General features: G+C 67.6%; 26 protein-coding genes. 20 read left to right on the top strand and 6 right to left on the bottom strand.

What is annotated here, in order from left to right:
* Positions 1 to 6: 6 nt before the first annotated feature.
* The 6 genes from RBS12_RS10550 to RBS12_RS10525 are packed head-to-tail and all read left to right on the top strand — an operon-like array spanning position 7 to position 4,838.
* Positions 7 to 1,182, top strand: a complete 1,176-nt coding sequence (locus RBS12_RS10550) for an acyl-CoA dehydrogenase family protein (RefSeq protein ID WP_307966053.1) — start codon at positions 7 to 9, stop codon at positions 1,180 to 1,182.
* A 40-nt stretch (positions 1,183 to 1,222) separates the two neighbouring features.
* Positions 1,223 to 1,984: a CoA transferase subunit A gene (locus tag RBS12_RS10545; RefSeq protein WP_307966052.1), complete on the top strand. Its 762-nt coding sequence runs from the start codon at positions 1,223 to 1,225 to the stop codon at positions 1,982 to 1,984.
* On the top strand, positions 1,984 to 2,682 hold the full coding sequence (locus RBS12_RS10540) for a 3-oxoacid CoA-transferase subunit B (protein ID WP_307966051.1): 699 nt from the start codon (positions 1,984 to 1,986) through the stop codon (positions 2,680 to 2,682). Before RBS12_RS10545 ends, RBS12_RS10540 begins: the two co-directional genes overlap by 1 nt.
* The gene (locus RBS12_RS10535) at positions 2,666 to 3,208 is read left to right on the top strand and encodes a MaoC family dehydratase (protein WP_307966050.1); all 543 of its coding nucleotides are present in this window, start codon (positions 2,666 to 2,668) and stop codon (positions 3,206 to 3,208) included. Before RBS12_RS10540 ends, RBS12_RS10535 begins: the two co-directional genes overlap by 17 nt.
* Before the next feature lie 22 nt (positions 3,209 to 3,230).
* Positions 3,231 to 4,061, top strand: coding sequence for a CoA ester lyase (locus RBS12_RS10530; RefSeq protein ID WP_307966150.1), 831 nt, complete (start codon positions 3,231 to 3,233; stop codon positions 4,059 to 4,061).
* Between the two features lie 9 nt (positions 4,062 to 4,070).
* A complete protein-coding gene (locus RBS12_RS10525; RefSeq protein WP_307966049.1) occupies positions 4,071 to 4,838 on the top strand; it encodes a sulfite exporter TauE/SafE family protein in 768 nt (255 codons plus the stop codon).
* A 25-nt stretch (positions 4,839 to 4,863) separates the two neighbouring features.
* Here the strand turns inward: RBS12_RS10525 and RBS12_RS10520 are convergent, their stop codons facing one another.
* A complete protein-coding gene (locus RBS12_RS10520) occupies positions 4,864 to 5,622 on the bottom strand; it encodes a GntR family transcriptional regulator (protein ID WP_307966048.1) in 759 nt (252 codons plus the stop codon).
* 209 nt (positions 5,623 to 5,831) lie between these two features.
* Between RBS12_RS10520 and RBS12_RS10515 the strand changes: the two genes are divergently transcribed.
* From RBS12_RS10515 to RBS12_RS10490, 6 genes are read left to right on the top strand one after another with little or no spacing between them, the layout of a single operon-like run.
* Positions 5,832 to 7,001: an ABC transporter substrate-binding protein gene (locus tag RBS12_RS10515; RefSeq protein ID WP_307966047.1), complete on the top strand. Its 1,170-nt coding sequence runs from the start codon at positions 5,832 to 5,834 to the stop codon at positions 6,999 to 7,001.
* Entirely contained in the window at positions 7,001 to 7,963 is a 963-nt protein-coding gene (locus tag RBS12_RS10510) for an ABC transporter permease subunit (protein WP_307966046.1), read from the top strand. Before RBS12_RS10515 ends, RBS12_RS10510 begins: the two co-directional genes overlap by 1 nt.
* A complete protein-coding gene (locus RBS12_RS10505) occupies positions 7,960 to 8,826 on the top strand; it encodes an ABC transporter permease subunit (RefSeq protein ID WP_307966045.1) in 867 nt (288 codons plus the stop codon). Before RBS12_RS10510 ends, RBS12_RS10505 begins: the two co-directional genes overlap by 4 nt.
* On the top strand, positions 8,823 to 9,887 hold the full coding sequence (locus RBS12_RS10500) for an ABC transporter ATP-binding protein (RefSeq protein ID WP_307966044.1): 1,065 nt from the start codon (positions 8,823 to 8,825) through the stop codon (positions 9,885 to 9,887). Before RBS12_RS10505 ends, RBS12_RS10500 begins: the two co-directional genes overlap by 4 nt.
* Positions 9,884 to 10,540, top strand: a complete 657-nt coding sequence (locus RBS12_RS10495; RefSeq protein ID WP_307966043.1) for an HAD family phosphatase — start codon at positions 9,884 to 9,886, stop codon at positions 10,538 to 10,540. Before RBS12_RS10500 ends, RBS12_RS10495 begins: the two co-directional genes overlap by 4 nt.
* On the top strand, positions 10,537 to 12,381 hold the full coding sequence (locus RBS12_RS10490; RefSeq protein WP_307966042.1) for a phosphocholine-specific phospholipase C: 1,845 nt from the start codon (positions 10,537 to 10,539) through the stop codon (positions 12,379 to 12,381). Before RBS12_RS10495 ends, RBS12_RS10490 begins: the two co-directional genes overlap by 4 nt.
* On the opposite strand, the gene RBS12_RS10485 is transcribed toward RBS12_RS10490, so the two are convergent.
* Positions 12,378 to 13,007, bottom strand: a complete 630-nt coding sequence (locus RBS12_RS10485) for a hypothetical protein (RefSeq protein ID WP_307966041.1) — start codon at positions 13,005 to 13,007, stop codon at positions 12,378 to 12,380. The genes RBS12_RS10490 and RBS12_RS10485 overlap by 4 nt on opposite strands.
* Before the next feature lie 295 nt (positions 13,008 to 13,302).
* Positions 13,303 to 13,917: a DUF6318 family protein gene (locus tag RBS12_RS10480; protein ID WP_307966040.1), complete on the bottom strand. Its 615-nt coding sequence runs from the start codon at positions 13,915 to 13,917 to the stop codon at positions 13,303 to 13,305.
* Between the two features lie 151 nt (positions 13,918 to 14,068).
* Here RBS12_RS10480 and dxr point away from each other — a divergent pair, with 151 nt between their 5' ends.
* Genes dxr through RBS12_RS10450 form a run of 6 tightly spaced genes read left to right on the top strand, consistent with a single transcriptional unit; the run spans position 14,069 to position 19,821 of the window.
* Positions 14,069 to 15,292 carry a 1-deoxy-D-xylulose-5-phosphate reductoisomerase gene (gene dxr / locus RBS12_RS10475; RefSeq protein ID WP_307966039.1) on the top strand — a complete coding sequence of 408 codons (1,224 nt, stop codon included), beginning with the start codon at positions 14,069 to 14,071 and terminating at the stop codon, positions 15,290 to 15,292.
* Positions 15,292 to 16,623, top strand: a complete 1,332-nt coding sequence (locus tag RBS12_RS10470; protein WP_307966038.1) for a site-2 protease family protein — start codon at positions 15,292 to 15,294, stop codon at positions 16,621 to 16,623. The genes dxr and RBS12_RS10470 overlap by 1 nt, the downstream gene beginning before the upstream one ends.
* Positions 16,624 to 16,656: 33 nt before the next feature.
* Positions 16,657 to 16,947, top strand: a complete 291-nt coding sequence (locus RBS12_RS10465; protein ID WP_307966037.1) for a YciI family protein — start codon at positions 16,657 to 16,659, stop codon at positions 16,945 to 16,947.
* A 48-nt stretch (positions 16,948 to 16,995) separates the two neighbouring features.
* Positions 16,996 to 18,162, top strand: coding sequence for a flavodoxin-dependent (E)-4-hydroxy-3-methylbut-2-enyl-diphosphate synthase (gene ispG, locus RBS12_RS10460; protein WP_307966036.1), 1,167 nt, complete (start codon positions 16,996 to 16,998; stop codon positions 18,160 to 18,162).
* Positions 18,116 to 18,997 carry a GNAT family N-acetyltransferase gene (locus RBS12_RS10455; protein WP_307966035.1) on the top strand — a complete coding sequence of 294 codons (882 nt, stop codon included), beginning with the start codon at positions 18,116 to 18,118 and terminating at the stop codon, positions 18,995 to 18,997. The genes ispG and RBS12_RS10455 overlap by 47 nt, the downstream gene beginning before the upstream one ends.
* 53 nt (positions 18,998 to 19,050) lie before the next feature.
* Positions 19,051 to 19,821 (top strand): hypothetical protein, encoded by a 771-nt coding sequence (locus RBS12_RS10450; protein ID WP_307966034.1) that lies wholly within the window; start codon positions 19,051 to 19,053, stop codon positions 19,819 to 19,821.
* On the opposite strand, the gene RBS12_RS10445 is transcribed toward RBS12_RS10450, so the two are convergent.
* The 3 genes from RBS12_RS10445 to RBS12_RS10435 are packed head-to-tail and all read right to left on the bottom strand — an operon-like array spanning position 19,775 to position 21,952.
* Positions 19,775 to 20,407: a TetR family transcriptional regulator gene (locus RBS12_RS10445; protein ID WP_307966033.1), complete on the bottom strand. Its 633-nt coding sequence runs from the start codon at positions 20,405 to 20,407 to the stop codon at positions 19,775 to 19,777. The genes RBS12_RS10450 and RBS12_RS10445 overlap by 47 nt on opposite strands.
* A 10-nt stretch (positions 20,408 to 20,417) precedes the next feature.
* Entirely contained in the window at positions 20,418 to 21,173 is a 756-nt protein-coding gene (locus RBS12_RS10440) for an ABC transporter permease (RefSeq protein WP_307966032.1), read from the bottom strand.
* On the bottom strand, positions 21,170 to 21,952 hold the full coding sequence (locus RBS12_RS10435) for an ABC transporter ATP-binding protein (protein WP_307966031.1): 783 nt from the start codon (positions 21,950 to 21,952) through the stop codon (positions 21,170 to 21,172). Before RBS12_RS10435 ends, RBS12_RS10440 begins: the two co-directional genes overlap by 4 nt.
* A gap of 182 nt (positions 21,953 to 22,134) precedes the next feature.
* Between RBS12_RS10435 and RBS12_RS10430 the strand changes: the two genes are divergently transcribed.
* Together RBS12_RS10430 and RBS12_RS10425 are read left to right on the top strand one after the other, a co-directional pair.
* The gene (locus tag RBS12_RS10430; protein WP_307966030.1) at positions 22,135 to 23,937 is read left to right on the top strand and encodes a proline--tRNA ligase; all 1,803 of its coding nucleotides are present in this window, start codon (positions 22,135 to 22,137) and stop codon (positions 23,935 to 23,937) included.
* Positions 23,938 to 23,963: 26 nt separating this feature from the next.
* Entirely contained in the window at positions 23,964 to 24,758 is a 795-nt protein-coding gene (locus tag RBS12_RS10425; RefSeq protein WP_307966029.1) for a TSUP family transporter, read from the top strand.
* The last annotated feature ends 5 nt before the right edge of the window (positions 24,759 to 24,763 follow it).

Here is a 24,763-nt window from a genome sequence, read left to right as displayed (position 1 = left end):
GCCCTTATGGTCGACTTCCAGCTCGCCGACGAGTATCGGGAGCTCAGCGAGACAGTCCGCGAGTTCGCCGACGAGGTCGTCGCGCCCGTCTCGCAGAAGCACGACGAGGAGCACAGCTTCCCGTACGAGGTCGTCTCCCAGATGGGGGAGCTGGGCCTCTTCGGGCTCCCGTTCCCCGAGGACTATGGCGGCATGGGGGGCGACTACTTCGCGCTCGCGCTCGCCCTCGAGCAGCTGGGCCGCGTGGACCAGTCGGTCGCCATCACCCTCGAGGCTGGCGTGTCCCTCGGCGCGATGCCCGTCTTCCGCTTCGGCACCGAGGAGCAGAAGCAGGCCTGGCTTCCGGATCTCGCGGCGGGGCGCGCGCTCGCGGGCTTCGGGCTCACGGAGCCGGAGGCCGGATCGGATGCGGGCGGCACGAAGACGAACGCGCGGCTCGAGGAGACGACCCACGGGCGCGAATGGGTCATCAACGGCTCGAAGGAGTTCATCACGAACTCGGGGACGGACATCACGAGGTTCGTGACCGTCACCGCCGTGACCGGCGTGGAGAACCGCCCGGACGGAACCACGCGCAAGGAGATCTCGACGATCATCGTCCCGTCCGGAACCCCCGGATTCCGTGCCGAGAAGCCGTACAACAAGGTCGGCTGGAACGCCTCGGACACGCATCCGCTCTCCTTCAAGGACGCCCGTGTGCCGGAGGAGAACCTCCTCGGAGTGCGTGGACGCGGGTACGCGAACTTCCTCTCGATCCTCGATGAGGGGCGCATCGCCATCGCCGCTCTCGGGACCGGGGCGGCCCAGGGCTGCGTGGATCTCTCCGTCAAGTACGCGAAGGAACGCAGCGCGTTCGGCACGAACATTGGGAAGTACCAGGCGATCCAGTTCAAGATCGCTCGCATGCAGGTCCGAGCCCACACCGCGCGCCTCGCGTACTACGACGCCGCGGCCCGCATGCTCGCCGGAAAGCCCTTCAAGACCGAGGCCGCGATTGCGAAGATGGTTGCCGGCGAGGCCGCGATGGACAACGCGCGGGACGCGACGCAGGTCTTCGGCGGCTACGGCTTCATCAACGAGTTCACGGTCGCGCGGCACTACCGAGACTCGAAGATCCTCGAGGTCGGCGAGGGAACCACGGAGGTTCAGCTCATGCTGATCGCTCGCGAACTCGGGCTGTAGCGTAGGTCACGAAAGCAGCACCACGGCACAAGGAGGGTCTGTGATCGACAAAGTGGTGGCCAGCGTCGAGGACGCCGTGGCCGACATCCCAGATGGGGCCTCGCTCGCCGTCGGCGGCTTCGGCCTGTGCGGCATCCCGGTGGGGCTCATCGACGCCCTCCTGCGCCAAGGGACGACAGACCTCGAGACCATCAGCAACAACTGCGGCGTCGACGACTGGGGCCTCGGGATCCTCCTCGCCGCCGGGCGCATCCGGCGCACCGTGAGCTCCTATGTGGGGGAGAACAAGGAGTTCGCGCGGCAGTTCCTCTCCGGCGAACTCGAGGTGGTCCTCACACCGCAGGGCACGCTCGCCGAGAAGCTGCGGGCCGGCGGTGCGGGCATCCCCGCCTTCTACACCGCCGCGGGCGTCGGCACCCAGGTCTCCGAGGGCGGGCTCCCGCAAAAGTACGACGCCGAAGGGAACGTTGTGAAGGCGTCCTCGCCCAAGGAGGTGCGCGCCTTCAACGGCAGGGAGTACGTGCTCGAGGAGTCCCTCACGCCGGACTTCGGCCTGGTGCACGCGCTGCGCGGCGACCGGCACGGCAACCTCGTGTTCCACGAAACCGCCATGAACTTCAATCCCCTGTGCGCGATGGCCGGCCGCATCACGATCGCCGAGGTCGAGGAGCTCGTCGAGCCTGGCGAACTCGATCCGGAACGCATCCACACCCCGGGCATCTTCGTGCAGCGCGTCGTGCACGTCCCCGCCGACAGCCCGCTCGGCGAGAAGCGAATCGAGAAGAGGACGGTGGCGCAGTAATGCCGTGGAATCGCTATGAGCTTGCGGCGCGCGTCGCCCAAGAGCTCTCGAACGGGCAGTACGTGAATCTGGGGATCGGTATGCCGACGCTCATCCCGAACTACATTCCGGCGGGCGTCGAGGTGGTGCTCCATTCGGAGAACGGGATCCTCGGGACCGGACCATATCCCGACGAGGACCACGTGGACCCGGATCTCATCAACGCCGGCAAGGAAACCGTGACGATCAAGAAGGGGGCCGCGTTCTTCGACTCCGCGACGTCGTTCGGCATGATCCGCGGCGGCCATGTCGACGTCGCGGTGCTCGGCGCGATGGAGGTCTCCCAGAACGGCGATCTCGCCAACTGGATGATCCCCGGAAAGATGGTCAAGGGCATGGGCGGCGCCATGGACCTCGTGTTCGGGGCGAAGCGGGTCATCGTCATGATGGACCACACCGACAAGAACGGGAACCCGAAGATCCTCCCGGACTGCAAGCTGCCCATCACAGGGCGCGGCTGCGTGGACCGCATCATCACGGACCTCGGCGTCATCGACGTCGTGCGCGACAGCGGGGCCGGCATTGTTGGCGCGGGCATGGAACCGGGCAAGGGGCCGGTCCTGGTGCTCCGCGAGCTCGCCCCGGGCGTGACCGAGGACGACGTCGTGGCCGCCACCGCCGCCGAGCTCGAGGTCGAGATCCATGACAACGAGCCCTGAGCGTCAGGAGAGGGGGCCCGAGGCGGGGGAGCCCGAGGCGAGCAGGCCCCGCGTCATCGAGCAGCGGGGGCTCTACTACGACGAGCTCGAGGAGGGGGTTGTCTACGCTCACCGCCCGGGCCGCACGGTGACCGAGGCAGACAATGTCTTTTTCACGGCCCTCACGATGAACACCCAGGCCCTGCACCTCGATGCGGCGTGGAGCGAGGGCCAGCCCTTCGGGCAGCGGCTCGTCAACTCGATGTTCACTCTGGCGACCCTCGTGGGCCAGTCCGTCGCGCAGATTACGCAAGGCACGATTGTCGCCCAACTCGGCCTCACGGACGTCTCCTTCCCACATCCGCTGTTCCACGGCGATACGCTCTACACCGAAACAGTCGTCGTCGAGAAGCGGCTCTCATCGTCTCGCCCGGGCCAAGGGATCGTGACGATGGAGCACACGGGTCGCAACCAGGACGGCGTCGTCGTTGCGCGGGCGAAGCGCTCGTGCCTCATGTGGACCAAGGATGCACACCACCGTGACTGAACCTGCGAACGCTGCGTTCGCCATGGGCCCCGCCCTCCTGTTCTGCCCGGCCGACCGGCCCGAGCGATTCGCCAAGGCTGCGGAGCGCTCCGACGCCGTCATCCTCGATCTCGAGGACGCCGTCGCCCCCGATGCGAAAGGGGCGGCGCGCAGGAACCTCGCGGAGATTCCGCTCGACCCCAGGCGGACCATCGTGCGCATCAACTCCGCTGGCAGCGCTCACGTCGAGGCCGACCTCGAGGCCCTCGCGTCCACGCCCTACCGGACGCTCATGCTCGCGAAGGCGGAGTCGCCCGAGCAGCTCCGGGGGCTCGCAGCAGCCGACCCGGGACTCACGGTGATCGCGCTGTGCGAGACCGCACTCGGCGTCGTCAACGCCGCGGCGATCGCCGCGGAACCCAACGTCGTCGCCCTGATGTGGGGCGCCGAGGATCTCGTCGCCTCGCTCGGAGGGACGTCAAGCAGGGCGGAAGACGGCGGCTATCGCGCCGTCGCCCTGCATGCCCGCTCGAGCGTCCTGCTGGCGGCGGGTGCATTCGGCAAGGCAGCGATCGATGCCGTGTACACGGCGATTCCCGACCTTGACGGCCTCGCTGCCGAGGCAGCCGACGCAGCGGCGTCGGGCTTCGCCGCGAAGGCCTGTATCCATCCGAATCAGGTCGCGCCGGTGCGTGCGGCATATGCGCCGAGCCCGGCTGCCGTCGCCGCCGCGCGCGAGCTCCTTGCCGCCGCCGACGCGGCGGGAACGGGAGTGTTCCAGTTCGAGGGCCGGATGATCGACGGCCCGATCCTGCGTCATGCCGAGGCTGTCTTGCGGCGGGCCGGGGAGCATCCCGCCAGATATCAGATATAGGATTCCGGAGTGCTCTTCGCCGTGGTCCTGCTCGCTGTCGTCGTCGGGGCCACGGCGCAGCGCGTCGCCGGGCTGGGGTTCGGCCTCATGGTCTCGCCCGTGCTCGTCGTGCTGCTCGGACCGCTCGACGGCGTCATGATCGTCAACGCCTGCGGGGCCACGTCTTCCCTGCTCATCCTGTCCAGGGTGTGGCGGGACGTGGAATGGCGCCGGTATCTCGGCCTCATCATTCCCGGATTCGCGGGCATCGCGATCGGTGCGTTTCTCGCGAGCCATGTGGCGGCGGCGCCGCTCGAGATCGGCATCGGGCTCATTCTCGTGGCCGGGCTTGTCGGGTCGCAGCTCGTCGCGCGGGCACAGCGGAATCTGGGGAAGCGGGTTGACGGGCTGGGCGTCATGGCCGCGAGCGGCTTCTCGAGCGGGCTCATGAACGCGGCGGCTGCCGTGGGCGGTCCCGCCGTGACGGCGTATGCCGTGCTGAGCCGCTGGGACCAGCGACGCTTCGGCGCGACCCTCCAGCCGTACTTCATCACGACAGGCACCACGTCGTTGCTCGCCAAGGTCTTCGCGACCGGCGGCCACTGGCCGGAGCTCGAGTTCTGGCAGTGGATGCTGATCTTCGTCTGTATGGTCGCAGGCATCGTCGCGGGCGATTTCCTGGCGCGGCGGGTCGCGGGCGAAGCTGTGCGCCGCGTCGTGATCGTCATCGCCTACGCGGGCGCGGCCCTCGCCATCTTCAACGGGATCGGGCATCTGACCCCACACGTTGGCGGCTAGGCGCGTCGCAGGGCCTCGTGGCTGGCTATCCGCGGCGGCGTGACATTGAGGTCACCGCCGCCGAACTGTGCACGGTAAAGCTGACCGTGCCGGGCAGGAAGCGGTCGTCGGACCAGTGCAGGACGACGCCGGATGGATCCGTTGCCCGTCGACGCTCGCGCAGCAGCGGGGAGCCTTGGGGAATATCAAGGATGCGTGCGTCTTCCGCATTGGCGCTGATGAGGTCGATCGAGTGCTCGAGATCGGCAAAGATGAGTCCCTCGTCGACGAGCGGATCCATGTGCGAGATGGCATCGGGGCCAAGGTCCGCGAGAACGCGGCCGACCGCCTCCGGGTAGAGGGTGCGCTCGGCCATGACCGGCACGCGCGAGAGGGTGCGGGCGCGCAGCACGAAATAGAGCATCGAGCCGGGCTCAAGGTCGAGTTGCGCGCATTCCCATGGCTCACCTGGTCGGTGTTCGAAGGCGAGCGTATGTCCTCCGGGCTCCTCTCCGACGGCCCGCGCCCATGACGTGAAGCTCATGAGCTCGTAGAAGCTCTGGGTGCGCGCGGTGCCGAGGATCACTCGCGGTGTGCCGCGGCGCGACGTGACCACACCATTGGCCCGCAGCAGGGCCAGAGCCTGGCGCACCGTTCCGCGCGACATGCCGTGCTGGGCGGCGAGAGTTTCCTCGCTCGGCAGTCGGCCGTCCTGATAGGCGCCGGAAGCTATCGCCTCGCGCAAGTTGGCTGCCAACTTTCGATACTGCGGACGTGCCGCGGCGCTCGCGTCGCCGACTGCCATGGTTGCTCCTCGTGAGGTGATGGGCCGAGTCGTGACCATGCTACCCGCCCCAACTTCCGCCGAATTCCCGGCGGTCCTGAGGAGTGTTCAGAGTGTTCAGTCGGATTCGAGACCTCGTTCACGGTGCGTTCACCGTCGCCAGCCCAGAATCCCTTCTGAAAGTTGTGTAGCCAACCGGGCCGCACGCAAGCAACAACACGGGAGCAATTGTGCGCATCAATGATGTACGCCGCCTGGCGGCGGTTGCGGCGAGCGGTGCGCTCGCCCTCTCGCTGGCCGCATGCGGTTCGAGCACGAGCAACAGCACCAGCGCCGTGAGTGCCGGGCACAACGGAGACTGGGCCAAGGCGCAGTCCGCGGCAGACGGCGGCGGAATGGACGCGCTCGTCGCCGCGGCCAAGAAGGAAGGCCAGCTCAACGTCATCGCCCTGCCCCGCACATGGGCCAACTATGGCGAGCTGATGGACACCTTCCAGAAGAAGTACGGCATCACCGTCAACGACGCCAACCCGGACGGTTCGTCGGGCGATGAGATCAACGCGCTCAAGTCGACCAAGGGCCAGGCCAGCGCGCCGGACGTGGTGGACGTGGGCAACTCCTACGCAGTCTCGGGCGCGAAGGACGGCCTGTACGCCTCCTACAAGGTCGCGACCTGGGGCGACATCCCGGCCAACATCAAGGACGACGGCGGCCTGTGGTGGGCTGACCTGGGCGGCTACATGTCGATCGGGTGCAACGCGGCCGCTGTCGGCGGAACGTGCCCCAAGACGTTCAAGGATCTCGACAACCCCGCCTACAAGGGCAAGGTGGCGCTCAGCGGTGACCCGACCAGCGGCAACTCGCCGTTCAACGCAGTCTGGGCCGCGGCGCTCGCCAACGGAGGGTCGGCTGACAGCATCCAGCCGGGTATCGACTTCTTCAAGAAGCTCAACTCCGAGGGCATCTACAACAAGACGAAGGCCACCGACGCCACCACTCAGGCCGGCGCCACCCCGATCGTCGTCAACTGGGACTACCTCAACCTCGGCCTTGCCGACAAGCTGAAGTCGGCCGGCGTCACCTGGACCGTGACGGTGCCGAGCGATGGTCTGATCGCGGCCTACTACGACCAGGCCGTCAACGCGAACGCGCCGCACCCGGCGGCGGCGCGGCTGTGGCAGGAGTTCCTGTACAGCCAGGACGCCGACGGTGGCCAGAACGGCTGGATCAAGGGCTTCGCTCGCCCGGCCGAGCTCGCTGCGATGCTGAAGAATGGCAAGGCGGTCGGGGCCGACAAGCTCCCGGCTGTCGACGACAAGAAGCCGTTCACCCCGTCTGAGGACCAGACCGCGAAGGCGAAGGCCGCGATCACCTCGGCGTGGGCGGCAGCGGTTCAGTAGTGACAGTCCATCTCGAGACGGAGGCCGTGGCTGGGGATTCCCAGCCACGGCGCCGTCGCTCGTTCGCAGCGCCCGCGTGGTTGGGGCTTGCGCCCTTCTTCGCTTTCACCGGGGTAGCGCTGATCCTGCCGATCCTGTTCATCTGCTGGCAGGCGTTCGTCAAGACGGTGCCCGGCGAGGTTCACCGTGATCCGGCGACGCACCAATTCGTGCACAGCGATCAGACGATGTTCACCGTGGACAATGTGCAGAATTCGCTGAGTGGGATTCAGGCGACGTCCCTCTGGACCAGCGTCGAGCTCTCCGCAATCACCGCACTTGTCGGCGGTGTGCTGGGGCTCCTGCTCGCCTACGCAGTCGTCACGAGCAAGGGGAGCGCGCTCAAGCAGATCGTCACGACCGCGTCGGCGGTGACGGCGAACTTCGGCGGCGTCCCGCTCGCGTTCCTGTTCATCGCGAGCCTCGATGCCAACGTCGGGGTCGTGACGGTCTTTCTCAAAGACGCCTTCGGCATTTCTCTGCTCGACAGTTTCGGGTTCAAGCTGCCCGCACTGGCCGGGATCACGCTCGTCTACCTCTACTTCCTCATCCCGCTCATGGTGCTCGTGATGATGCCGGCGCTCGAGGGCTTGAAGGCTCAATGGGCCGAAGCGGCCGAGAATCTCGGTGCTTCCAAGGCCCAGTACTGGCGCTGGGTGGCCGCGCCGGTCGTGTTGCCGAGCTTCCTCGGGTCTCTCCTGCTCCTCTTCTGCTCATCGTTCTCCGCCTATGCCACGGTGTACGCGATCAACTCTTCCTTCCCGGTCGTCACGATCCGCATCGCGGCTGTGCTCTCGGGCAATGTGCTGTCCGGTCAGGAGAATCTGGGCGCGGCCCTCGCGCTCGACATGATCGCGATCGTCCTGCCGATGACCGTCATCTATCAGTGGCTCCAGCGACGCACTTCGAGGTGGTTGGCATGAGCAGCTCGACGACGACGGTCCGGCGTCTCTCATGGGGCGCCGGCGCACGCTGGCTCGTGCTGGCCCTTGCCGCGGTCTATTTTGTCGGTCCCCTGATTGCGGCGATCAATTTCACGGTGAAGACGCCGGGCGGCGGGGTCAGCCTCGACGCCTACGGCCAGATCTTTGCTGCGCCGCCCACCGGCCAGATCGGCTTCGTGGAGGCGCTCGTCTATTCACTGCTGCTGTCGGTCTTCTCGATCGCGCTGACACTCGCGCTCATGGTGCCCACGCAGATCCTGCTGCATCTGTACCTGCCGAAGCTCAAGTCGGTGGTCGAGATCATCTGCCTGTTGCCGCTCGTGTTTCCGCCGGTTGTTCTGGTTGTCGGCATCAGCAACATCTACAAGGCGGTGGCACCCCAGGCTGGCGACGATGGTTCGCCGTTGTTCCTCGCGCTCAAGTGGGCGCGCGATACCGACCATCCGCTCCTCCTCGTGGCGACGTACAGCGTCATGGCGCTGCCATTCGTCTATCGGACCATCAACACCGGTCTCGAGGCTTTGCCGCTCGCGACCCTCGTGGAGGCGGCCCGCAACCTCGGCGCGAGCTGGTGGACCACGATCACCTCGGTGCTGCTGCCACCGCTTCGGACCAGCCTGGTCAACGCGGGCTTCCTGTGTTTCGCGCTCGTGATGGGTGAGTACACCGTCGCGTCCATCCTGCTGTACACCAAGCCATTCCCGGTCTGGCTCGCGCAGCTGCCCGCGGCCTCGGGTCAAGAGCAGGCGGCGGTCTCTGTATTCAGTTTGCTGCTCGTCGAAGCGGCGCTGCTGTTGGTCAGCGGCTTCGGAGTCAAGGGTTCAAAGAAGGGCATGCCATGACAACAACGGAGATCCGGGCGACCGCCACGGGAGTCTCGGCCGAGTTTCGCGACGTGCGGCGCGTCTTCGGCTCGATGACCGCGCTGGACGGCCTGACTCTGACAGTCGAGCCGGGGGAGCTGCTTGCCCTCCTGGGGCCGTCGGGGTGCGGCAAGACGACGGCGCTGCGCCTGCTGGCGGGTTTCGACCGCCCGACGTCCGGCGGCGTGTTCGTGGGCGGCAAAGACGTCTCGGGCGTCTCGGCGGCCAAGCGGGACATGGGGATGGTCTTCCAGTCCTACAGCCTGTTCCCGACCATGAGCGCGGCCGACAACGTCGCCTTCGGCCTACGCGTTCGCGGCGTCAAGCGCGGCGCTCGGCGGGCGAAGGCGGTGGAGTTGCTCGAACTCGTGGGCCTCGGGGCGCATGCGCAGAAGTATCCGCATCAGCTGTCGGGAGGCCAGCAGCAGCGCGTCGCCCTCGCGCGTGCACTGGCGATCCAGCCTCGACTCCTGCTCCTGGACGAGCCGCTGTCGGCGCTGGACGCCAAGGTGCGCGAGCAGCTGCGCGATGAGATCCGACGGATTCAGACCGAATTGGGGGTCACGACCGTGATCGTGACCCACGACCAGGAGGAAGCGCTCGCGATGGCTGATCGCGTCGCCGTCATGAACTCCGGACGGCTCGAACAGTGTGCGGATCCCGCGACCCTCTATCAGCGGCCCTCTACCGCCTTCGTGGCCGAGTTCGTGGGCACGATGAACCGGGTCGCAGGAGTCGCTGAGTCGGACGGTCGCGTCCGCGTGCTCGGCCACAGCGTGGCCGCCGACGGCGCGACTCGTGCGCCGGGCGAGGATGTCACCGTGCTGGTCCGCCCCGAATCGCTCGTGCTCAACCCGGCCCTCGAGGGCTGGACGGTGACGGCATCGACGTTCCGCGGAGCCAACACCCGGCTGCGTCTCGCCAATGCCGGTCACGACGACCTGCTTGCCGACGTCGCCGCTCACCGGGTGGGCGACTTCCCGTTGGGGGCCCGCGCGTCGGTCGCCTTGCACGATGCCCCAGTCCTGGTGGCCTCGTGACCCGTCCTGCCGCGGTGCTGTTCGACATGGACGGCACCCTCGTTGATACCGAAGGCCTGTGGTACGAGGCAGTCGTCCAGGTTGGCGAGTCGATTGGGCGACCGATCGTGCCGGCGGATTACGACGACATCCTCGGACGCCCCATCGATTACACCGCCGAGGTGCTCAGCCGCACCGCCGGTCCCGGTGCCCCATCGGTGGAGGTGATCGCGACAGCGCTCGACGACGTATTCGCCGCGAGAGTCGAGAACGAGATTGTGCCGCGCCCGGGCGCGCTGCCACTGCTGGAGTTGTTGCGTGAGGCGAACATTCCGGCCGCGATCGTTACGGCGTCACCTCGGCGTATCCTCACCTTGGTGAAGACGTCGCTGGGTGCCGAACTCTTCGCTGCCACGATCGCGGTCGAGGACACCGCAGTGACGAAGCCGGCACCGGACCCTTATCTGGCCGCGGCGGTGGTCCTCGGAGTGGATCCCGTCGCGTGCGTCGCGGTCGAGGACACCGTCATCGGCGTGAGGGCCGCGGAGTCGGCGGGCTGTGCGATCGTCATGGTTCCCACGCTCGAGCCAGTCGCGGGGGGCCAGCGGCGGCGGGTGCTCGAATCGCTTGCCCAGGTCGACCTCGAGATGCTGCGGGCGGTGGTCGGCGAATGACGCTCCCCGCAGACATTCGACACGTCGTGATCCTCATGCAGGAGAACCGCAGCTTCGACCACTACCTCGGCACGCTCCGCGGGGTCCGCGGATTCGACGACAAGCAAGCGCTCACCTTCCCGGACGGCAGCTCGGTCTTCTGTCAGCCGGATCGTTCCCGGGCCGACCAGCGGCTCTTGCCGTGGCACATGGATGCGCGGACCACGAGCGCGCAGCATGGAGAGGAGCTGCCGCATGACTGGGAGACCGGTCACCAGGCAATCGCCCGTGGCGCGATGAACGCGTGGGTTGGCGCCAAGGGCCCCACGACCATGGGCTATTTCACGCGAGCGGATATCCCCTACCAGTACGCACTCGCCGACGCGTTCACCATCTGCGACGCGTACTTCTGTTCGTTGGCCGGACCGACGAGTCCCAACCGGCTCTATCTCTGGAGCGGAACGGTCGGTCCGGGTACCGACGGAACATCTGGTCCCTGGCCCGACAACACGCCCCTGCGCGAGAACCCGGTCTGTGATTGGACCACCTATGCTGAGCGTCTCGAGGCGGCAGACGTGTCGTGGCGGGTTTACAACACGCCGGGCATGGACGAAGAGCATGGCAACTACGGCGACAACGCGCTGGAGTACTTTGTGCAGTTTCAGTCGGACGGGCCGTTGCGGGACAAGGCATGCGCCGATGCGGGTCGGGACGCGTTCGACGCCGACTGCAGGGCCGGCTCGCTTCCGACGGTCTCGTGGCTCGTCGCCCCGTACAACTACTGCGAGCATCCCGCCGCATCACCCGCCCGTGGCGCTTCCTGGGTCGACGCAGCGCTTCAGTCGGTCTTTGCCAACCCGGACGTCTGGCGGCACACCGTTTTCTTGCTGATGTACGACGAAAACGACGGATTCTTCGACCACGTGGTGCCGCCCACCCCGCCCGTGGGAACAGCGGACGAGTTCATCGACGGCCAACCGATCGGGCTCGGCAATCGCGTGCCGCTCTGGGTGATCTCGCCCTGGTCGCGAGGCGGCTGGGTCAACTCGCAGGTTTTCGATCACACGTCGGTGTTGCGATTTCTCGAACTTGTGACCGGTGTTGTCGAGCCCAATATCAGCGAGTGGCGCCGCGCGGTCTGCGGAGATCTCATGACGTGCTTCGACTTCTCCTCGCCCGATTACTCGGTGCCGCAATTGCCGGATACGGCCGAACTCGTCGCCCATGCAAACGTGGCCAGCGCCTTCTCGGCCCCTGCGCCACCGGCGCCCTTCGTGCAGGCACGGACCGCCCAGGAGCCGGGGGAGCGCCCGCGGCGGGCTCTTCCGTATCTGCCATGGGCCGACGTGGTGGTTGACGATGATGTTGTGTGCCGAATGCGCAATGACGGCGCGGTCTCCTTCCCCTTCACCGTCTATCCCTATGTCGCCAAGCCCTTCGCCGGTACGCCGTTCACCGTCGCTCCCGGCGGGACCGCCGAGTATCGGTGGCAGCTGGCGGCGACCGGGGGACGGTACGACTTCGCTGTGTATGGACCGGACGGATTTGTGGCCCGATTCGCGGGAACGAAGAATGACGGCCTTCGAGTCGCCGCTGCGTTGGGTGACGGCCTCGAGTTATCGCTGACCAACGATCGCGCAGACCCGGTTGAATTCACGGTGAAAGCGAATGACTTCGGGGACTCGGATCTTCGCGTTCTGGTGGAGCCCGCACACACCGAAACCATCACGTGGCCGGTGGGCGGAGGCTACGACGTCGTCGTCAGCGCGGGTTCGCTGCTGCGCCGCTTTGCCGGCAGGGGTGTTCCAGAAGCTGCGCTGTTTGGTGAGGCGAATCTCCTGGCAGCCGAGGAAGTGGGTTAGCAGCCTTCGCCGTGGGGGTTCTGGAGGCAGTTCTCGGCGTAGAGCCTGGCCTCGGAGCGCCACACGCTCAGGGTTCTGGGCGCGGAGGGGACCGCGGCGGTGCCGGCGATTGGCTGCCAGGGCCCGCCCTCGACGGAGAACTCCCCGGCGAACACGGTCGTCAGCCCGACCCGGAAGTCCCCGGTGGCCTGGTAGGCGTGGCTCGTGGCGGTCTTCTCCCCCCACCGCGCCTCGGGCACCGGCCCGCCCGGGGCCGCCGAGACCAGGGAGGTGCCGTCGCCGTAGTCGAAGCGGTGCTCGACCGGGCGCACCCGCACCCGCACCTTCCGGCCCAGCACGGTCGTCTCGAACGACTGCACCCCCTCCCGGGAGGCATCAGCCGGCTCGGCGTACACGTTCGTCTCCGCGCCCTTGAGCGTATGCCGCCCCGGCTGCGCCCCCACCACCGACGGCGCGATCGGCAACTCCCGCAACTGCCGCTCCGTCACGACCACCACCTCGCCACTACCCGGCCGCTGAGGCGGATCCCCTTCGTAGAGGCAATCCTCGTTTAGCCGCTCGAGGGTGCTTGGGTCCGACTGGCTCGCCCGGAACCAGCGGATGAGCTGCGCCTTTCCCGGATGCATCCCCCGACACTTCACGTCGAACGCAACGCACAGATCTGCAGCGTCCCCGCTAAGCCCCTCATTACACGCGGGCTGATAGCTGTACACGAAGGGGCCGACCGCCTCCTTGGGTGGTGGCGGAATCTTAATATCGATAGTCCCGTCTCGCTGCCCATTCATGTCGACGGCGCCTCGATTGAATTTCGAATCAATTCTGGGCTCGGAAGGCGCGGCCACGGCTGCTGTCCATCCGGAACCAAACGAAATGAGTAGGGAAACCAGCAGTGCCAGGGCAACCGGCGGCAGTTTGCGCATCTCAGGCCTGACCAGCTTGAGCGGCTAGCCAGCGGCCATCTTTATGGACTGCGTAAATGGCCTTCGGATGTGTGTCTCGTTCCGGCTCGAGCCGTTCTGTAAGACGGCCGGACCGGTCGTAGTCCTCAGACGGTGATTCAGTCAAGAAGAAGTATCCCAATGCTTGCTTGTAAGGATCAACGCTCATATCCGAGGTGAAGGTCGAGACCGTCCATCGTGGACCTACGTGCCATCCGATCCCCTGCTTTACCTTGTCCGATTGTTCGATATAGCCGTTGCACATCTGGCAGTCGGGCAGGGAAATCTCGCGCAGAGCGCTGCTGTCGCCCGTCTCAAGCCCGTACGTCACTGTGTCGAACCAGTACTGCGTGAACGCCGCGAAGCCCTCCTTGGTGTTCTGCTTCGCCGCCTCGGGCAGCACGGGTCTGGGCAGGTTGCGGGCCGGGCCCTTGGAGCTGGCGGGCGTGGGCCGGGGGTCCGGGGTGGGCGTGGATCCCTGCGACCCGGAGACGGACGGCCCGTCGGCCTGCGGCGCACCGCCACAGCCAGACAAGGGCAGCAGGAGAGCGAGAAGTGCCGTGGGCAGGAGTGCGCGAAACGCGCGGCGCAGCGCCATGTGTCCCCCAAAAGTTTCTCCGGTGCGAAAGAGAGCGCCCAAGAACGGTGCGGTTCCGGGACGTTCAAGCAGTCTACAGGTCGCATGGCAGCGTGGTGGGAGTTATCCACAGGCAGCCGTACATGTCGGGCTTCTGCGGTTGAATGGTGCCATGCAGATCCCTGAGCCGCCCGCCGAACGCCCTGCTGAGCAGCGCTCTGTCATCATCCTCGGATCGACAGGGAGCATCGGCACTCAGGCGATTGACGTCGTCGACGGCGCGCCGCAGCGATTCCGGGTGACGGCGCTGAGCGCCGGGGGCGGCAACCTCGCGCTCCTTGCCCGGCAGGCGGCGCACACGCGTGCCGAGGCGGTGGGGATCGCAGAGGGGAACATCGACGAGCTCCGGGGCCTCATCAGCGGGGCCGCCGCGGCGGAAGGCATGACGGACTACGAGCCTGAGCTCTTCGGCGGCCCCGACGCCTCGACCCACATCGCCGCGTGGAGCGGCGCAAGCGGGCCGGCCGACGTCGTCCTCAACGGAATCACGGGCAGCATCGGCCTCGGGCCCACGCTCGCGGCGCTCGCCTCGGGCGCGACGCTCGCGCTCGCGAACAAGGAGAGCCTTATCGTCGGTGGATCGCTCGTGACGGCGGCTGCGGCGCCCGGCCAGATCGTTCCCGTGGACTCCGAGCACTCGGCGATCGCCCAGTGCTTGCGCGCGGGGCGGGCAGACGAGGTCGAGCGGCTCATCCTCACGGCGTCGGGAGGGCCGTTTCGGGGGCGCAGCCGGGCCCAGCTCGAACACGTCACGCCAGCCGAGGCGCTCAACCACCCGACGTGGGACATGGGGAAGGTCGTCACGACCAACTCCGCGACGCTCGTCAACAAGGGCCTCGAGGTCATCGAAGCGCATCTGCTGTTCGGCGTCGCGCTCGAGGCGATCGACGTCGTCGTCCATCCGCAGTCGGTCGTCCACTCAATGGTGCAGTTCACGGATGGTTCGATCGTCGCCCAGGCCTCGCCTCCCGACATGCGGCTGCCGATCGCGCTTGGCCTCGGGTGGCCGGACCGTGTTCCGCACGCCGCGAGCGCGTGCGACTGGAGCCGGGCGACGGCGTGGACGTTCGAACCGCTCGACGCGCGGGCCTTCCCTGCGGTCGACCTCGCCAAGGACGCGGCGAAGCAGGGCAGCACGTTCCCGGCGGTGTTCAACGCCGCCAACGAGGAGGCCGTCGAGGCCTTCCATGACGGCCGGATCGGCTTCCTCGACATCGTCGACACGGTCGAGGCCGTGCTGTCCGAGCACGGTGGATCCTCGGAAATGTCTGTGGAAACGGTCCTCGCCGCCGAAGAATGGGCACGGAAGCGCGCCCACGAGCGTTTGGCTAGCTGATGAATCCCACTGTTCTCTTCATTCTCGGCGTCGTGTTCGTCGCCGTCGGAATCGCCGTCTCGATCGCCCTCCACGAGATCGGGCACCTTATCCCGGCCAAGCTGTTCAAGGTGCGCGTGACCCGCTACATGATCGGTTTCGGGCCGACGATCTGGTCGACCCGCAAAGGCGAGACCGAGTACGGGATCAAAGCGCTCCCACTCGGCGGCTACGTGCAGATGGTGGGGATGTACCCGCCGAACCGGCGTGACGGATCGGTGCGCCAGTCGAGCACGGGCATCTTCCAGGGGCTCGCGGAGGCTGCGCGAGATCAGGCGCATGAGGAGGTGCGCCCCGAAGACCACGGGCGGCTCTTCTACCAGCTTCCGGTGTGGAAGAAGATCATCATCATGCTCGGCGGTCCCGCGATGAACATTCTTCTCGGGATCCTTTTCATGGCGATCGTCCTCATGGGGTTCGGAATCCCGCAGCCGACGACCCAGGTCGCGAGCGTCTCGGCGTGCATGGTCGCGTCCAATGAGCGGGCGCCCGCCGATACCTCGACGTGCAAGAGGACGCCTGCCGCCGCGGCCGGGCTCAAGCCTGGCGACACGGTCATCCGCTTCGACGGAAAGGAAGTCACGGGCTGGGATCAGCTTTCCTCGTGGATCCGTGCGTCGGCCGGGAAGACCGTCGGCATCACCGTCAAGCGCGGCGACAGCACCGTCGACCTGACGATCACGCCCGTGCTCAACAAGGTCGCCGTCGTTGGTTCGGACGGCCAGCCCGCCAAGAATTCGGACGGCAGCTACAAGACGACCGAGTCCGGGTTCATCGGCATCGGCTCGAAGCAGGCAACGACGCCGCAGCCCGCGACGGCCGTCCTCCCCGCCGTGGGCGAGAACATCGTCCAGGTGGCCGGCGTCGTCGTCAATCTGCCCGCCCGGGTGATCGCCGTCGCCCAGGCCGCGTTCAGCAACGAGCCGCGGGACCCGAACGGGCCGATCAGCGTCGTCGGCGTCGGCCGCGTGGCGGGCGAGGTCGCCGCGCTCGAGGACGTCCCGCTCTCGGCGCGCATCGCGACGCTCGTCAGCATCCTCGGGGGAGTCAACCTCGCGCTCGCAGTGTTCAATCTCGTCCCGCTGCTCCCGCTCGACGGCGGGCATGTCGCGGGGGCGCTCTACGAGGGCGTCCGGCGCCGGGTCGCGAAGTGGCTCAAGAAGCCGGACCCGGGACCGTTCGACATCGCGAAGCTCCTCCCGCTCACGTACGCCGTGGCAAGCGTGCTCATCGTCATGAGTGTCCTGCTCATCTACGCGGACATCGTGAAGCCCGTGAAGCTCTTCGGCTGAACCGGCCCAGTCCCGAGGGGATAGTCTGGTGGCATGACCGTCTTCGCCGTTGAATACCTCTATGACGTCTCGACCGCCGCGCGCCGCGACGAGGTCCGCGCTGACCACCGGGGCTGGCTCGCAAGCATCGCAGAGAAGGGGTTGCTCCTCGCAAGCGGCCCGTACGAGGACGGCACCGGTGCGCTCCTGCTGTTCAAGGCCGACGACGCCGAAACCCTCGACACGCTTCTGGCGCAGGACCCGTTCGCGGTCGAGGGACTCCTCGCCAGCAGCTCGGCCGTCGCGTGGAACCCCGTGAGCGGTCCGCTCGCCTCCCAGTTCTAAAAGACCCAGCCCTCAAGACCCGACGCACCACTAAGCAAGGAGCTCTTCGTGACTTCGGTCAGCCTCGGAATGCCGTCCGCCCCGCCGCCGGTCCTCGCCCCTCGGCGCCAGACCCGGCAGATCCGTGTGGGGTCCGTGGGGGTCGGCTCCGAGTCGCCGATCAGCGTCCAGTCCATGACGACGACGCCGACGACGGACATCAACGCGACCCTCCAGCAGATCGCCGAGCTCACCGCGGCCGGCTGCGACATCGTGCGCGTCGCGTGCCCGTCGGCCGACGACGCCGAGGCCCTGCCGATCATCGCGAAGAAGTCTCAGATCCCGGTCATCGCGGACATCCATTTCCAGCCGAAGTACGTCTTCGCGGCGATCGAGGCGGGCTGCGCCGCGGTCCGGGTGAACCCGGGCAACATCCGCAAGTTCGACGACCAGGTCAGGGAGATCGCCCAGGCCGCGAAGGACCACGGCACGTCGATCAGGATCGGCGTCAACGCGGGCTCGCTCGACGCCCGCCTGCTCAAGAAGTACGGCAAGGCCACGCCCGAGGCGCTCGTCGAGAGCGCGGTGTGGGAGGCGAGCCTCTTCGAGGAGCACGACTTCCACGACTTCAAGATCTCGGTCAAGCACAACGACCCGGTCGTCATGGTCCGCGCGTACGAGATGCTGGCGGAGAGCGGCGACTGGCCACTTCACCTGGGCGTGACTGAGGCTGGGCCTGCGTTCCAGGGCACGATCAAGTCGGCGACGGCGTTCGGGGCTCTCCTCTCGAAGGGGATCGGCGACACGATCCGCGTCTCGCTTTCGGCGCCTCCCGTGGAGGAGGTCAAGGTCGGCATCCAGATCCTCCAGGCCCTCAACCTCCGCCCGCGCCGGCTCGAGATCGTCTCGTGCCCTTCGTGCGGACGCGCGCAGGTCGATGTGTACAAGCTCGCCGAGGAGGTCACGGCGGGTCTCGATGGCATGACGTTCCCGCTGCGCGTCGCGGTGATGGGCTGCGTCGTCAACGGTCCGGGGGAGGCCCGCGAGGCCGATCTCGGCGTGGCCTCCGGCAACGGCAAGGGCCAGATCTTTGTGAAGGGAGAAGTCATCAAGACTGTTCCCGAGAGCGAGATCGTGGAGACACTGATCGAAGAGGCGATGAAGATCGCCGAGGAGATGGGGGAGGCCGATGGCGAAGATGCTGCAGCGGGCGGCCCCGTGGTCACCGTCTCGTAAGGGCGAGAGGCAAGTCCGGACGCTAGAGCACGAGGACACCCTCGAGCTGTGCGAGCTCGCGGCCGAGGACCCGGTCGCGAACGTCTTCATCGCGGCCCACGTCCTGGCCGCCGGCACGGCGGGCCCGACCGCGAGCGGCGCCGAGATCATCGGCGCGTTCGACGGCGATGGGCGGCTCACAGCGGCGTGCTGGCTGGGCGCCAACATCGTGCCCGTGAGCATGGGCGAGGCTGACGCGCCGGCCTTCGCCGAGACCATCCGTGCCGCGGATCGCAGATTCGCCTCCATTTTCGGTCCAGCCGAGGCGACCCTCGCGCTGTACAACGAGCTCCCCGGGCGCCGGGCGCGGGACGTTCGCCCGGTCCAGCCGCTCATGGCCCTCGAGGGCGGCCCGGCAGTGCATCCCGACCCGCTCGTCCGCATCACGACCCTCGACGATTTCGACGCCGTGGCCCCCGCCTGCGTCGCGATGTTCGAGGAGGAAGTCGGCTATTCCCCCGTGGCCGGAGGAAGCGACAACTACTACCGCCGCGTCCGGCAGCTCGTCCAGCAAGGCCACTCGATGGCCCGCTTCGGCGACGACGGCCAGGTCCTGTTCAAGGCAGAGCTTGGCGCCGTCTCCTCCGCCGTCACCCAGGTCCAGGGCGTGTGGGTCAACCCGAGCCACCGGGGAATGGGCCTGAGCCACGGCGGGATGGCCGCCGTCGTCGCCTTTGCCCGCAGACTGGCCCCCATCGTGAGCCTCTACGTCAACGACTACAACTACCGCGCGCGGGCCTGCTACGAGCGCGTCGGCTTCGAACGGGTCGGGACGTTCGCGACGGTCTTGTTCTAGCTCGCCCTACCGCGTACTCTGGCGCCACCGTAGTCACAATTGGGGGGATTCAAGTGGCCATTCTGCGCCCCGCGTCCTTATTCGCAACCGCTCTCGCCGTCGCTGTTCTTTCGCTTTCGGCCTGCTCGGCGCCAGGAGCTCAGGAAGGCGCGAACGCGCCGTCGTCCGCTCAGAGCCCGACGGCGAGTCGGACGCCAAGCCCGACGCCGACTCCGGCGGTCTACTCCGATCGAGCGATTCAGGCGGCCCTCACGAAGGTCAAGGCCGACCAGGGGATCACCGGGCAGGTCATCGGGCAGGCTGACTTCGCCAAGATCATCCCTCAGGCCAAGGAGGCCATGAAGCTGCTCGACGTGCAGCCCCCGGCATGCGCCCGTGTGTTCCAGACCGACATGTCGAAGGTCGTGTCGGAGGCAAACCTGGGGATGCTCGCCTCGGACCGGTCCAACTCGTCCCGTTCGCTTACCGTCCACGTCGTGAGCTTTCCATCGGTCGAAGCGCTCGAGCGCCTGCTCCCGGTGGATGCGAGCGTCGCTTCGATCTGCTCGGACGTGACGATGCGCATCGGCGGCTTTTCGGCGCATGCCTCGGTCAAACTCGTGGAGGTGAGCGTCCCCGGGGCAAAGGCGATGGGCTCGGTGGGAATTGTCGATTCTGCCGGAACCGCTCAGACAACGCTTTCCGTCACGGCGGTCAAGGGATCGACCGAGGTGACGGTGAACCTTGCGGCGCCCGGGGCTGATTCGCCGTCGTCGGTCGACAAGGTCACGGCCCTCGTCAGCTCGACGTTCGCCGCACTCGACTCTCAGGGGGCTCCGGCCTGATCGAGGGCAGCGGGCCCGTGAGGTGCCGCTGGATGGCTGGGGCGAGGAGCGCCTCGGCCTCGTCGGCGGGCAGGGAGGCGAGCGGTTCGAGGCGCACGATATAGCGCGCGATCATGAAGCCGACCACTTGCGTCGCGGCCATCGACACCCGGAGGTCGCGTTCGGCGCGGTCGCCCGGCATGCCCTCAGCGATCCGTGCGAGGATCCGCCGACGCGCGACGTCGGCGAGGAGCCGCGAGCGCGTCGTCGAACTGATCGTCGAGCGGAAGAACGCGGCAAGTGCGTGGCGCTGAGGCCCCTCCCATAGCCGCACGATCGCGTGGGCCACGAAGCGTCCGCGGTCGGCGAGGGCGAAACTCTCGATCCCGCCGATGATCATCTCGGGCTCGATCGGCAGCGCGACGGACGCCGAGAAGAGCGATTCCTTGCCGTCGAAGTAGTGGTGCACGAGGGCGGCGTCGACCCCTGCCTCGCGCGCGATTTCGCGGAGGCTCACGCCGTCGTACCCCTTGTCCGCGAAGAGGCGGGTCGCGGCGTCGACGATCGCAGCACGGCGGTCTGACGTCCCCTTCGGGCGAGCCATCATGTGGCGCTCGTCATGACGACTTCCGGCGCAGCGTGAGCGACGCGAGGACGAGCACGCCGAACAGGACGCCGGCCATGATCCAGAGGTCGCGCCACATCTCGGCGGTCGGGTCCGTGTTCGCCGTGATCTCCTGGAGCGCCTTGACCGAATACGTGAGCGGCATCCAGTCGGAGATGGCGTGGAAGACGTCGTTCATGCGGTCGCGTGCCACGAAGAGTCCGCACAGCAGGATCTGCGGGATGACGACGACCGGCATGAACTGGACGGCCTGGAACTCCGTCCGCGCGAACGCGCTGCAGAACAGGCCGAGGGACACGCCGAGCACGGCGTTGACGACGGCGACGAGCACCACGAGCCCGCCGTAGCCCTTGATGTCGAGATTGAAGAGCCAGTAGGCCACGCCCGTCGCGACGACCGACTGGAGGGCCGCCATGACCGCGAACGCGATCCCGTACCCGAAGAGGAGATCGGCTTTGTGGATTGGCGTCGTCATGAGCCGCTCGAGTGTGCCGGACGTGCGCTCCCGCAGCATCGTGATCGACGTGATGAGGAACATGATCACGAAGGGGAAGATCGCGAGCATGATCGGCCCGATGCGGTTGAACGTATGCGGGACCCCGGGGGGCAGCGTCTCGTTCTCGAAGAGCCAGTAGACGACGGCGAGGAGCACCGACGGAACGACGAGGATCAGCGCGATGCTGCGTTCGTCGTGCCGGAGCTGGTTGAGGACTCGGGCCGTTGTCGCCATGAGCATACGGGGGTTCATGCCACACTCTCCTCGCGGCTGGAGCCGGACTGGATGATGCCGAGGAAGGCCTGCTCGAGGTCTTGGCTCCGGCCGCGCTCGCGGAGCTCGTCCGGGGTCATCTGGCCGACGAGGAGTCCTTCCCGGAGGAGCAGGAGCGTGTCGCAGCGGCTCGCCTCCTCCATGACGTGGCTCGAGACGAGGAGCGTGGTCCCCTGATCGGCCAGCGCCCGGAAGCGCTCCCACAGGTCGACGCGCAGCACGGGATCGAGGCCGACGGTGGGCTCGTCGAGGACGAGCAGCTTCGGCTGGCCCACGAGCGCACATGCGAGGGACACGCGGCTGAACTGCCCTCCCGAGAGGTCGACGGCCTTGCGCCTCTCGAGGCCGGTGAGGCCGACGGCGTCGACCGCCTCGCGTGCGGCGGCGCGGCTCTTGCCGTGGAGCGCGGCGAAGTAGCGGACGTTGTCGAGGACGGTGAGATCGCCGTAGACGGCGGCGTTCTGGGTCATGTAGCCGATCTCGGGGCGCAGGGACGCGGTTCCAGCGGGCCTGCCGAGGACGCTGAGCGTCCCGGAGGCGATGCGCTGGACGCCCATGATCGTGCGCATGAGGGTGCTCTTGCCGCTCCCGGAGGGGCCGAGGAGGCCCGTGACACGGCCCTCGGGAACGGAGAAGCCGATGCCATGCAGTACCTCGGTGCGGCGGAGCCGCACGACGAGGCCGTCGGATTCGATGGCCGGCGACGGGCCGGTCGAGGTGGAAGGAAGGCCTGCGAGGTGGGCTGGTGATCGAGACATGTGACTGACTCCTGGCTCTTCGAACCGTGCCTTGAGCGATTAATTCATCACGTGATGAATTTAGGTTAGGTCGGCGGTGAATCCGAGTCAACAGACTGTTGAGCGCGATTCAACGGGATACATTGGTAGCTGACCTTTTCCTGCCCGAGCCTGTACGGCTCACAGCCAGAACGGATGCCCGCGTGGTCCTGCGACTCTCGACCCTGTTCCTGCGAACCCTGCGCGAGGACCCGGCGGACGCCGAGGTGGCGAGCCACAAGCTCCTCGTGCGCGCCGGCTACATCCGCCGCGCCGCGCCGGGCATCTACACGTGGCTCCCGCTTGGTCTCGCGGTGCTGCGCAAGGTCGAGCAGATCATCCGCGAGGAGATGGCCGCGATCGGCGCCCAAGAGGTCCATTTCCCCGCGCTTCTGCCCAAGGAGCCCTACGAGGCGACCAACCGATGGACCGAGTACGGCGAGGGCATCTTCCGCCTCAAGGACCGCAAGGAGGCCGACTACCTCCTCGCGCCGACGCACGAGGAGATGTTCACGCTCCTCGTGAAGGACCTGTACTCGTCGTACAAGGACCTCCCGCTGAGCCTCTACCAGATCCAGAACAAGTACCGCGACGAGGCCCGCCCGCGCGCGGGGCTCCTGCGCGGCCGCGAGTTCATCATGAAGGATTCCTACTCGTTCGACGCCGACGACGAGGGCCTCGACACGAGCTACGCCGCCCACCGCGCGGCGTACCTGCGGATCTTCGACCGGCTCGGGCTCGAGGTCGTCCCCGTCAAGGCGACGGCCGGGGCGATGGGCGGATCCAAGAGCGAGGAGTTCCTCCACCCGACCGAGATCGGCGAGGACACGTTCGTCCGCTCGCCCGGCGGCTACGCCGCGAACGTCGAGGCCGTCACGACGGTCGTGCCGCCCTCGATCGACTACGCAGGCGCGCCCGAAGCGCGCGTACTCGACACCCCCGACACCCCGACGATCGATACCCTCGTCGAGGCCTCGCAGACCGTGTTCCCGAACCCGGATCGCCCCTGGGTGGCCTCGGACACGCTCAAGAACGTCGTGCTGTCCGTGACCCTTCCCACGGGCGAAAAGCAGCTCGTCGTGATCGGCGTCCCGGGGGATCGCGCCGTCGACCTCAAGCGCGTCGAGGCGAACATCGGCGCGTTCCTGCCCGTCGCCGGCGAGATCGGCCTCGAGGCAGCGAACGACGACGAGCTCAAGTCCCAGCCCCTCATCGTCAAGGGCTACCTCGGCCCGGGCCTCGACCCCGAGGACGCGCTCCTCGGCCTCGACGGGAAGTCGGGTCTCCTCTACCTCGTCGATCCGCGCGTCGTCCCCGGCACCTCGTGGATCACGGGCGCCAACCAGCCCGGCAAGCACGTCTACGGCCTCGTCGCCGGGCGCGACTTCGGCTGGGACGGCGTCATCGAGTGCACGGAGGTGCGCGACGGCGACGAGTCCCCGGACGGCTCGGGCCTGCTCGAGATCGCCCGCGGCATCGAGATGGGCCACATCTTCCAGCTCGGCCGGAAGTACGCCGAGGCCCTTGAACTCAAGGTCCTCGACGCGAACGGCAAGCAGGTCACGGTCACGATGGGCTCCTACGGCATTGGCGTGACGCGCGCCGTCGCGGCGCTCGCGGAGTCGAACCACGACGACCGCGGGCTCATCTGGCCGCGCAGCGTCGCGCCCGCGGACGTCCACGTCGTCGCCGTCGGCCGCGGCGAGGAGATCTTTGCCGAGGCCGAGCGCGTCGCCGCCGAGCTCGAAGCGCGCGGCCTGAGCGTCATGCTCGACGATCGCCCGAAGGTCTCGCCCGGCGTCAAGTTCGGCGACGCCGAGCTCATCGGCGTCCCGACGATCATCGCGGTAGGCAAGGGCCTCGCGACGGGAACGCTCGAGGTCAAGGACCGCCGTTCGGGCACGGCCGAGGACGTCCCCGTCGCGGACGTCGTGGACCGCGTCGTGGCCGCCGTGCGCGGTGCGTAGCCGGCCCTCGTGACGGCGTAGCGCGAGTGGCCTCGGGACTTGAGTCCATCGACCTCCTGACGCTGGTCCTCGTGATCGTGGCGGGGTTCTGCGCGGGGTGGGTCGACGCCGTCGTGGGCGGGGGAGGGCTCATTCAGCTTCCCGCGCTGCTCGCGCTGCCGGGCATGACGCCCGTTCACGCGCTCGCGACGAACAAGATGGGCTCGGTCTTCGGTACGACGACGAGCGCGGCCACCTATGCGCGGCGGGTTCGGCCGGACTTCCGCACGGCCATCCCGATGGCCCTCGTAGCCCTCGCCGGCGCGTTCGGCGGGGCGGCGCTCGCCTCGGCCCTGCCCGCGCGCGTGTTCAAGCCGATCATTCTCGCGGCGATCGTCGCCGTCGCGATCTTCACGATCGTCAAGCCGCAGCTCGGGCAGTACACCGAGCTGCGGCTCAAGGGCCCTCGCCATTTCGCGGCCGCGTGCGGCCTTGGGGGCGCGATCGGCTTCTACGACGGGCTCATCGGGCCGGGTACCGGGTCCTTCCTCGTCATCGCGCTCGTGTCCGGCATGGGCTACGCGTTCCTTGAGGCGAGCGCGAAGGCGAAGATCGTCAACATGGCGACGAACATCGGTGCGCTCCTGCTGTTCGCACCCAATGGCGCCCTGCTCTGGGGGCTCGGGCTCGTGCTCGGCGCCGCCAACATGTGCGGCGGCTACGTGGGAGCCCGCATGGCCGTCTCCCGCGGGAACAGGTTCATCCGCTGGGTCTTCCTCGCCGTCGTCGCGGCCCTCGCGGTCAAGCTCGGCTTCGACGTGTGGAACGAGAACTTCGCATAGCGCGT

The sequence above is a fragment of the Sinomonas sp. ASV322 genome, assembly GCF_030908245.1.
Lineage (GTDB): Bacteria > Actinomycetota > Actinomycetes > Actinomycetales > Micrococcaceae > Sinomonas.
The sequence above is the reverse complement of the archived record's forward strand: the minus strand, read 5'-3'. Positions and strand labels throughout refer to the sequence as shown.

Coding starts and splice junctions, on each gene's coding strand:
- RBS12_RS10445 (WP_307966033.1), bottom strand. CDS start 20,407: ATGATGGCTCGCCCGAAGGGGACGTCAGACCGCCGTGCTGCGATCGTC.
- RBS12_RS10500 (WP_307966044.1), top strand. CDS start 8,823: ATGACAACAACGGAGATCCGGGCGACCGCCACGGGAGTCTCGGCCGAG.
- RBS12_RS10440 (WP_307966032.1), bottom strand. CDS start 21,173: ATGAACCCCCGTATGCTCATGGCGACAACGGCCCGAGTCCTCAACCAG.
- RBS12_RS10470 (WP_307966038.1), top strand. CDS start 15,292: ATGAATCCCACTGTTCTCTTCATTCTCGGCGTCGTGTTCGTCGCCGTC.
- RBS12_RS10550 (WP_307966053.1), top strand. CDS start 7: ATGGTCGACTTCCAGCTCGCCGACGAGTATCGGGAGCTCAGCGAGACA.
- RBS12_RS10465 (WP_307966037.1), top strand. CDS start 16,657: ATGACCGTCTTCGCCGTTGAATACCTCTATGACGTCTCGACCGCCGCG.
- RBS12_RS10530 (WP_307966150.1), top strand. CDS start 3,231: ATGGGCCCCGCCCTCCTGTTCTGCCCGGCCGACCGGCCCGAGCGATTC.
- RBS12_RS10485 (WP_307966041.1), bottom strand. CDS start 13,007: ATGCATCCGGGAAAGGCGCAGCTCATCCGCTGGTTCCGGGCGAGCCAG.
- RBS12_RS10435 (WP_307966031.1), bottom strand. CDS start 21,952: ATGTCTCGATCACCAGCCCACCTCGCAGGCCTTCCTTCCACCTCGACC.
- dxr (WP_307966039.1), top strand. CDS start 14,069: ATGCAGATCCCTGAGCCGCCCGCCGAACGCCCTGCTGAGCAGCGCTCT.
- RBS12_RS10520 (WP_307966048.1), bottom strand. CDS start 5,622: ATGGCAGTCGGCGACGCGAGCGCCGCGGCACGTCCGCAGTATCGAAAG.
- RBS12_RS10480 (WP_307966040.1), bottom strand. CDS start 13,917: ATGGCGCTGCGCCGCGCGTTTCGCGCACTCCTGCCCACGGCACTTCTC.
- RBS12_RS10540 (WP_307966051.1), top strand. CDS start 1,984: ATGCCGTGGAATCGCTATGAGCTTGCGGCGCGCGTCGCCCAAGAGCTC.
- RBS12_RS10505 (WP_307966045.1), top strand. CDS start 7,960: ATGAGCAGCTCGACGACGACGGTCCGGCGTCTCTCATGGGGCGCCGGC.
- RBS12_RS10535 (WP_307966050.1), top strand. CDS start 2,666: ATGACAACGAGCCCTGAGCGTCAGGAGAGGGGGCCCGAGGCGGGGGAG.
- RBS12_RS10490 (WP_307966042.1), top strand. CDS start 10,537: ATGACGCTCCCCGCAGACATTCGACACGTCGTGATCCTCATGCAGGAG.
- RBS12_RS10455 (WP_307966035.1), top strand. CDS start 18,116: ATGGCGAAGATGCTGCAGCGGGCGGCCCCGTGGTCACCGTCTCGTAAG.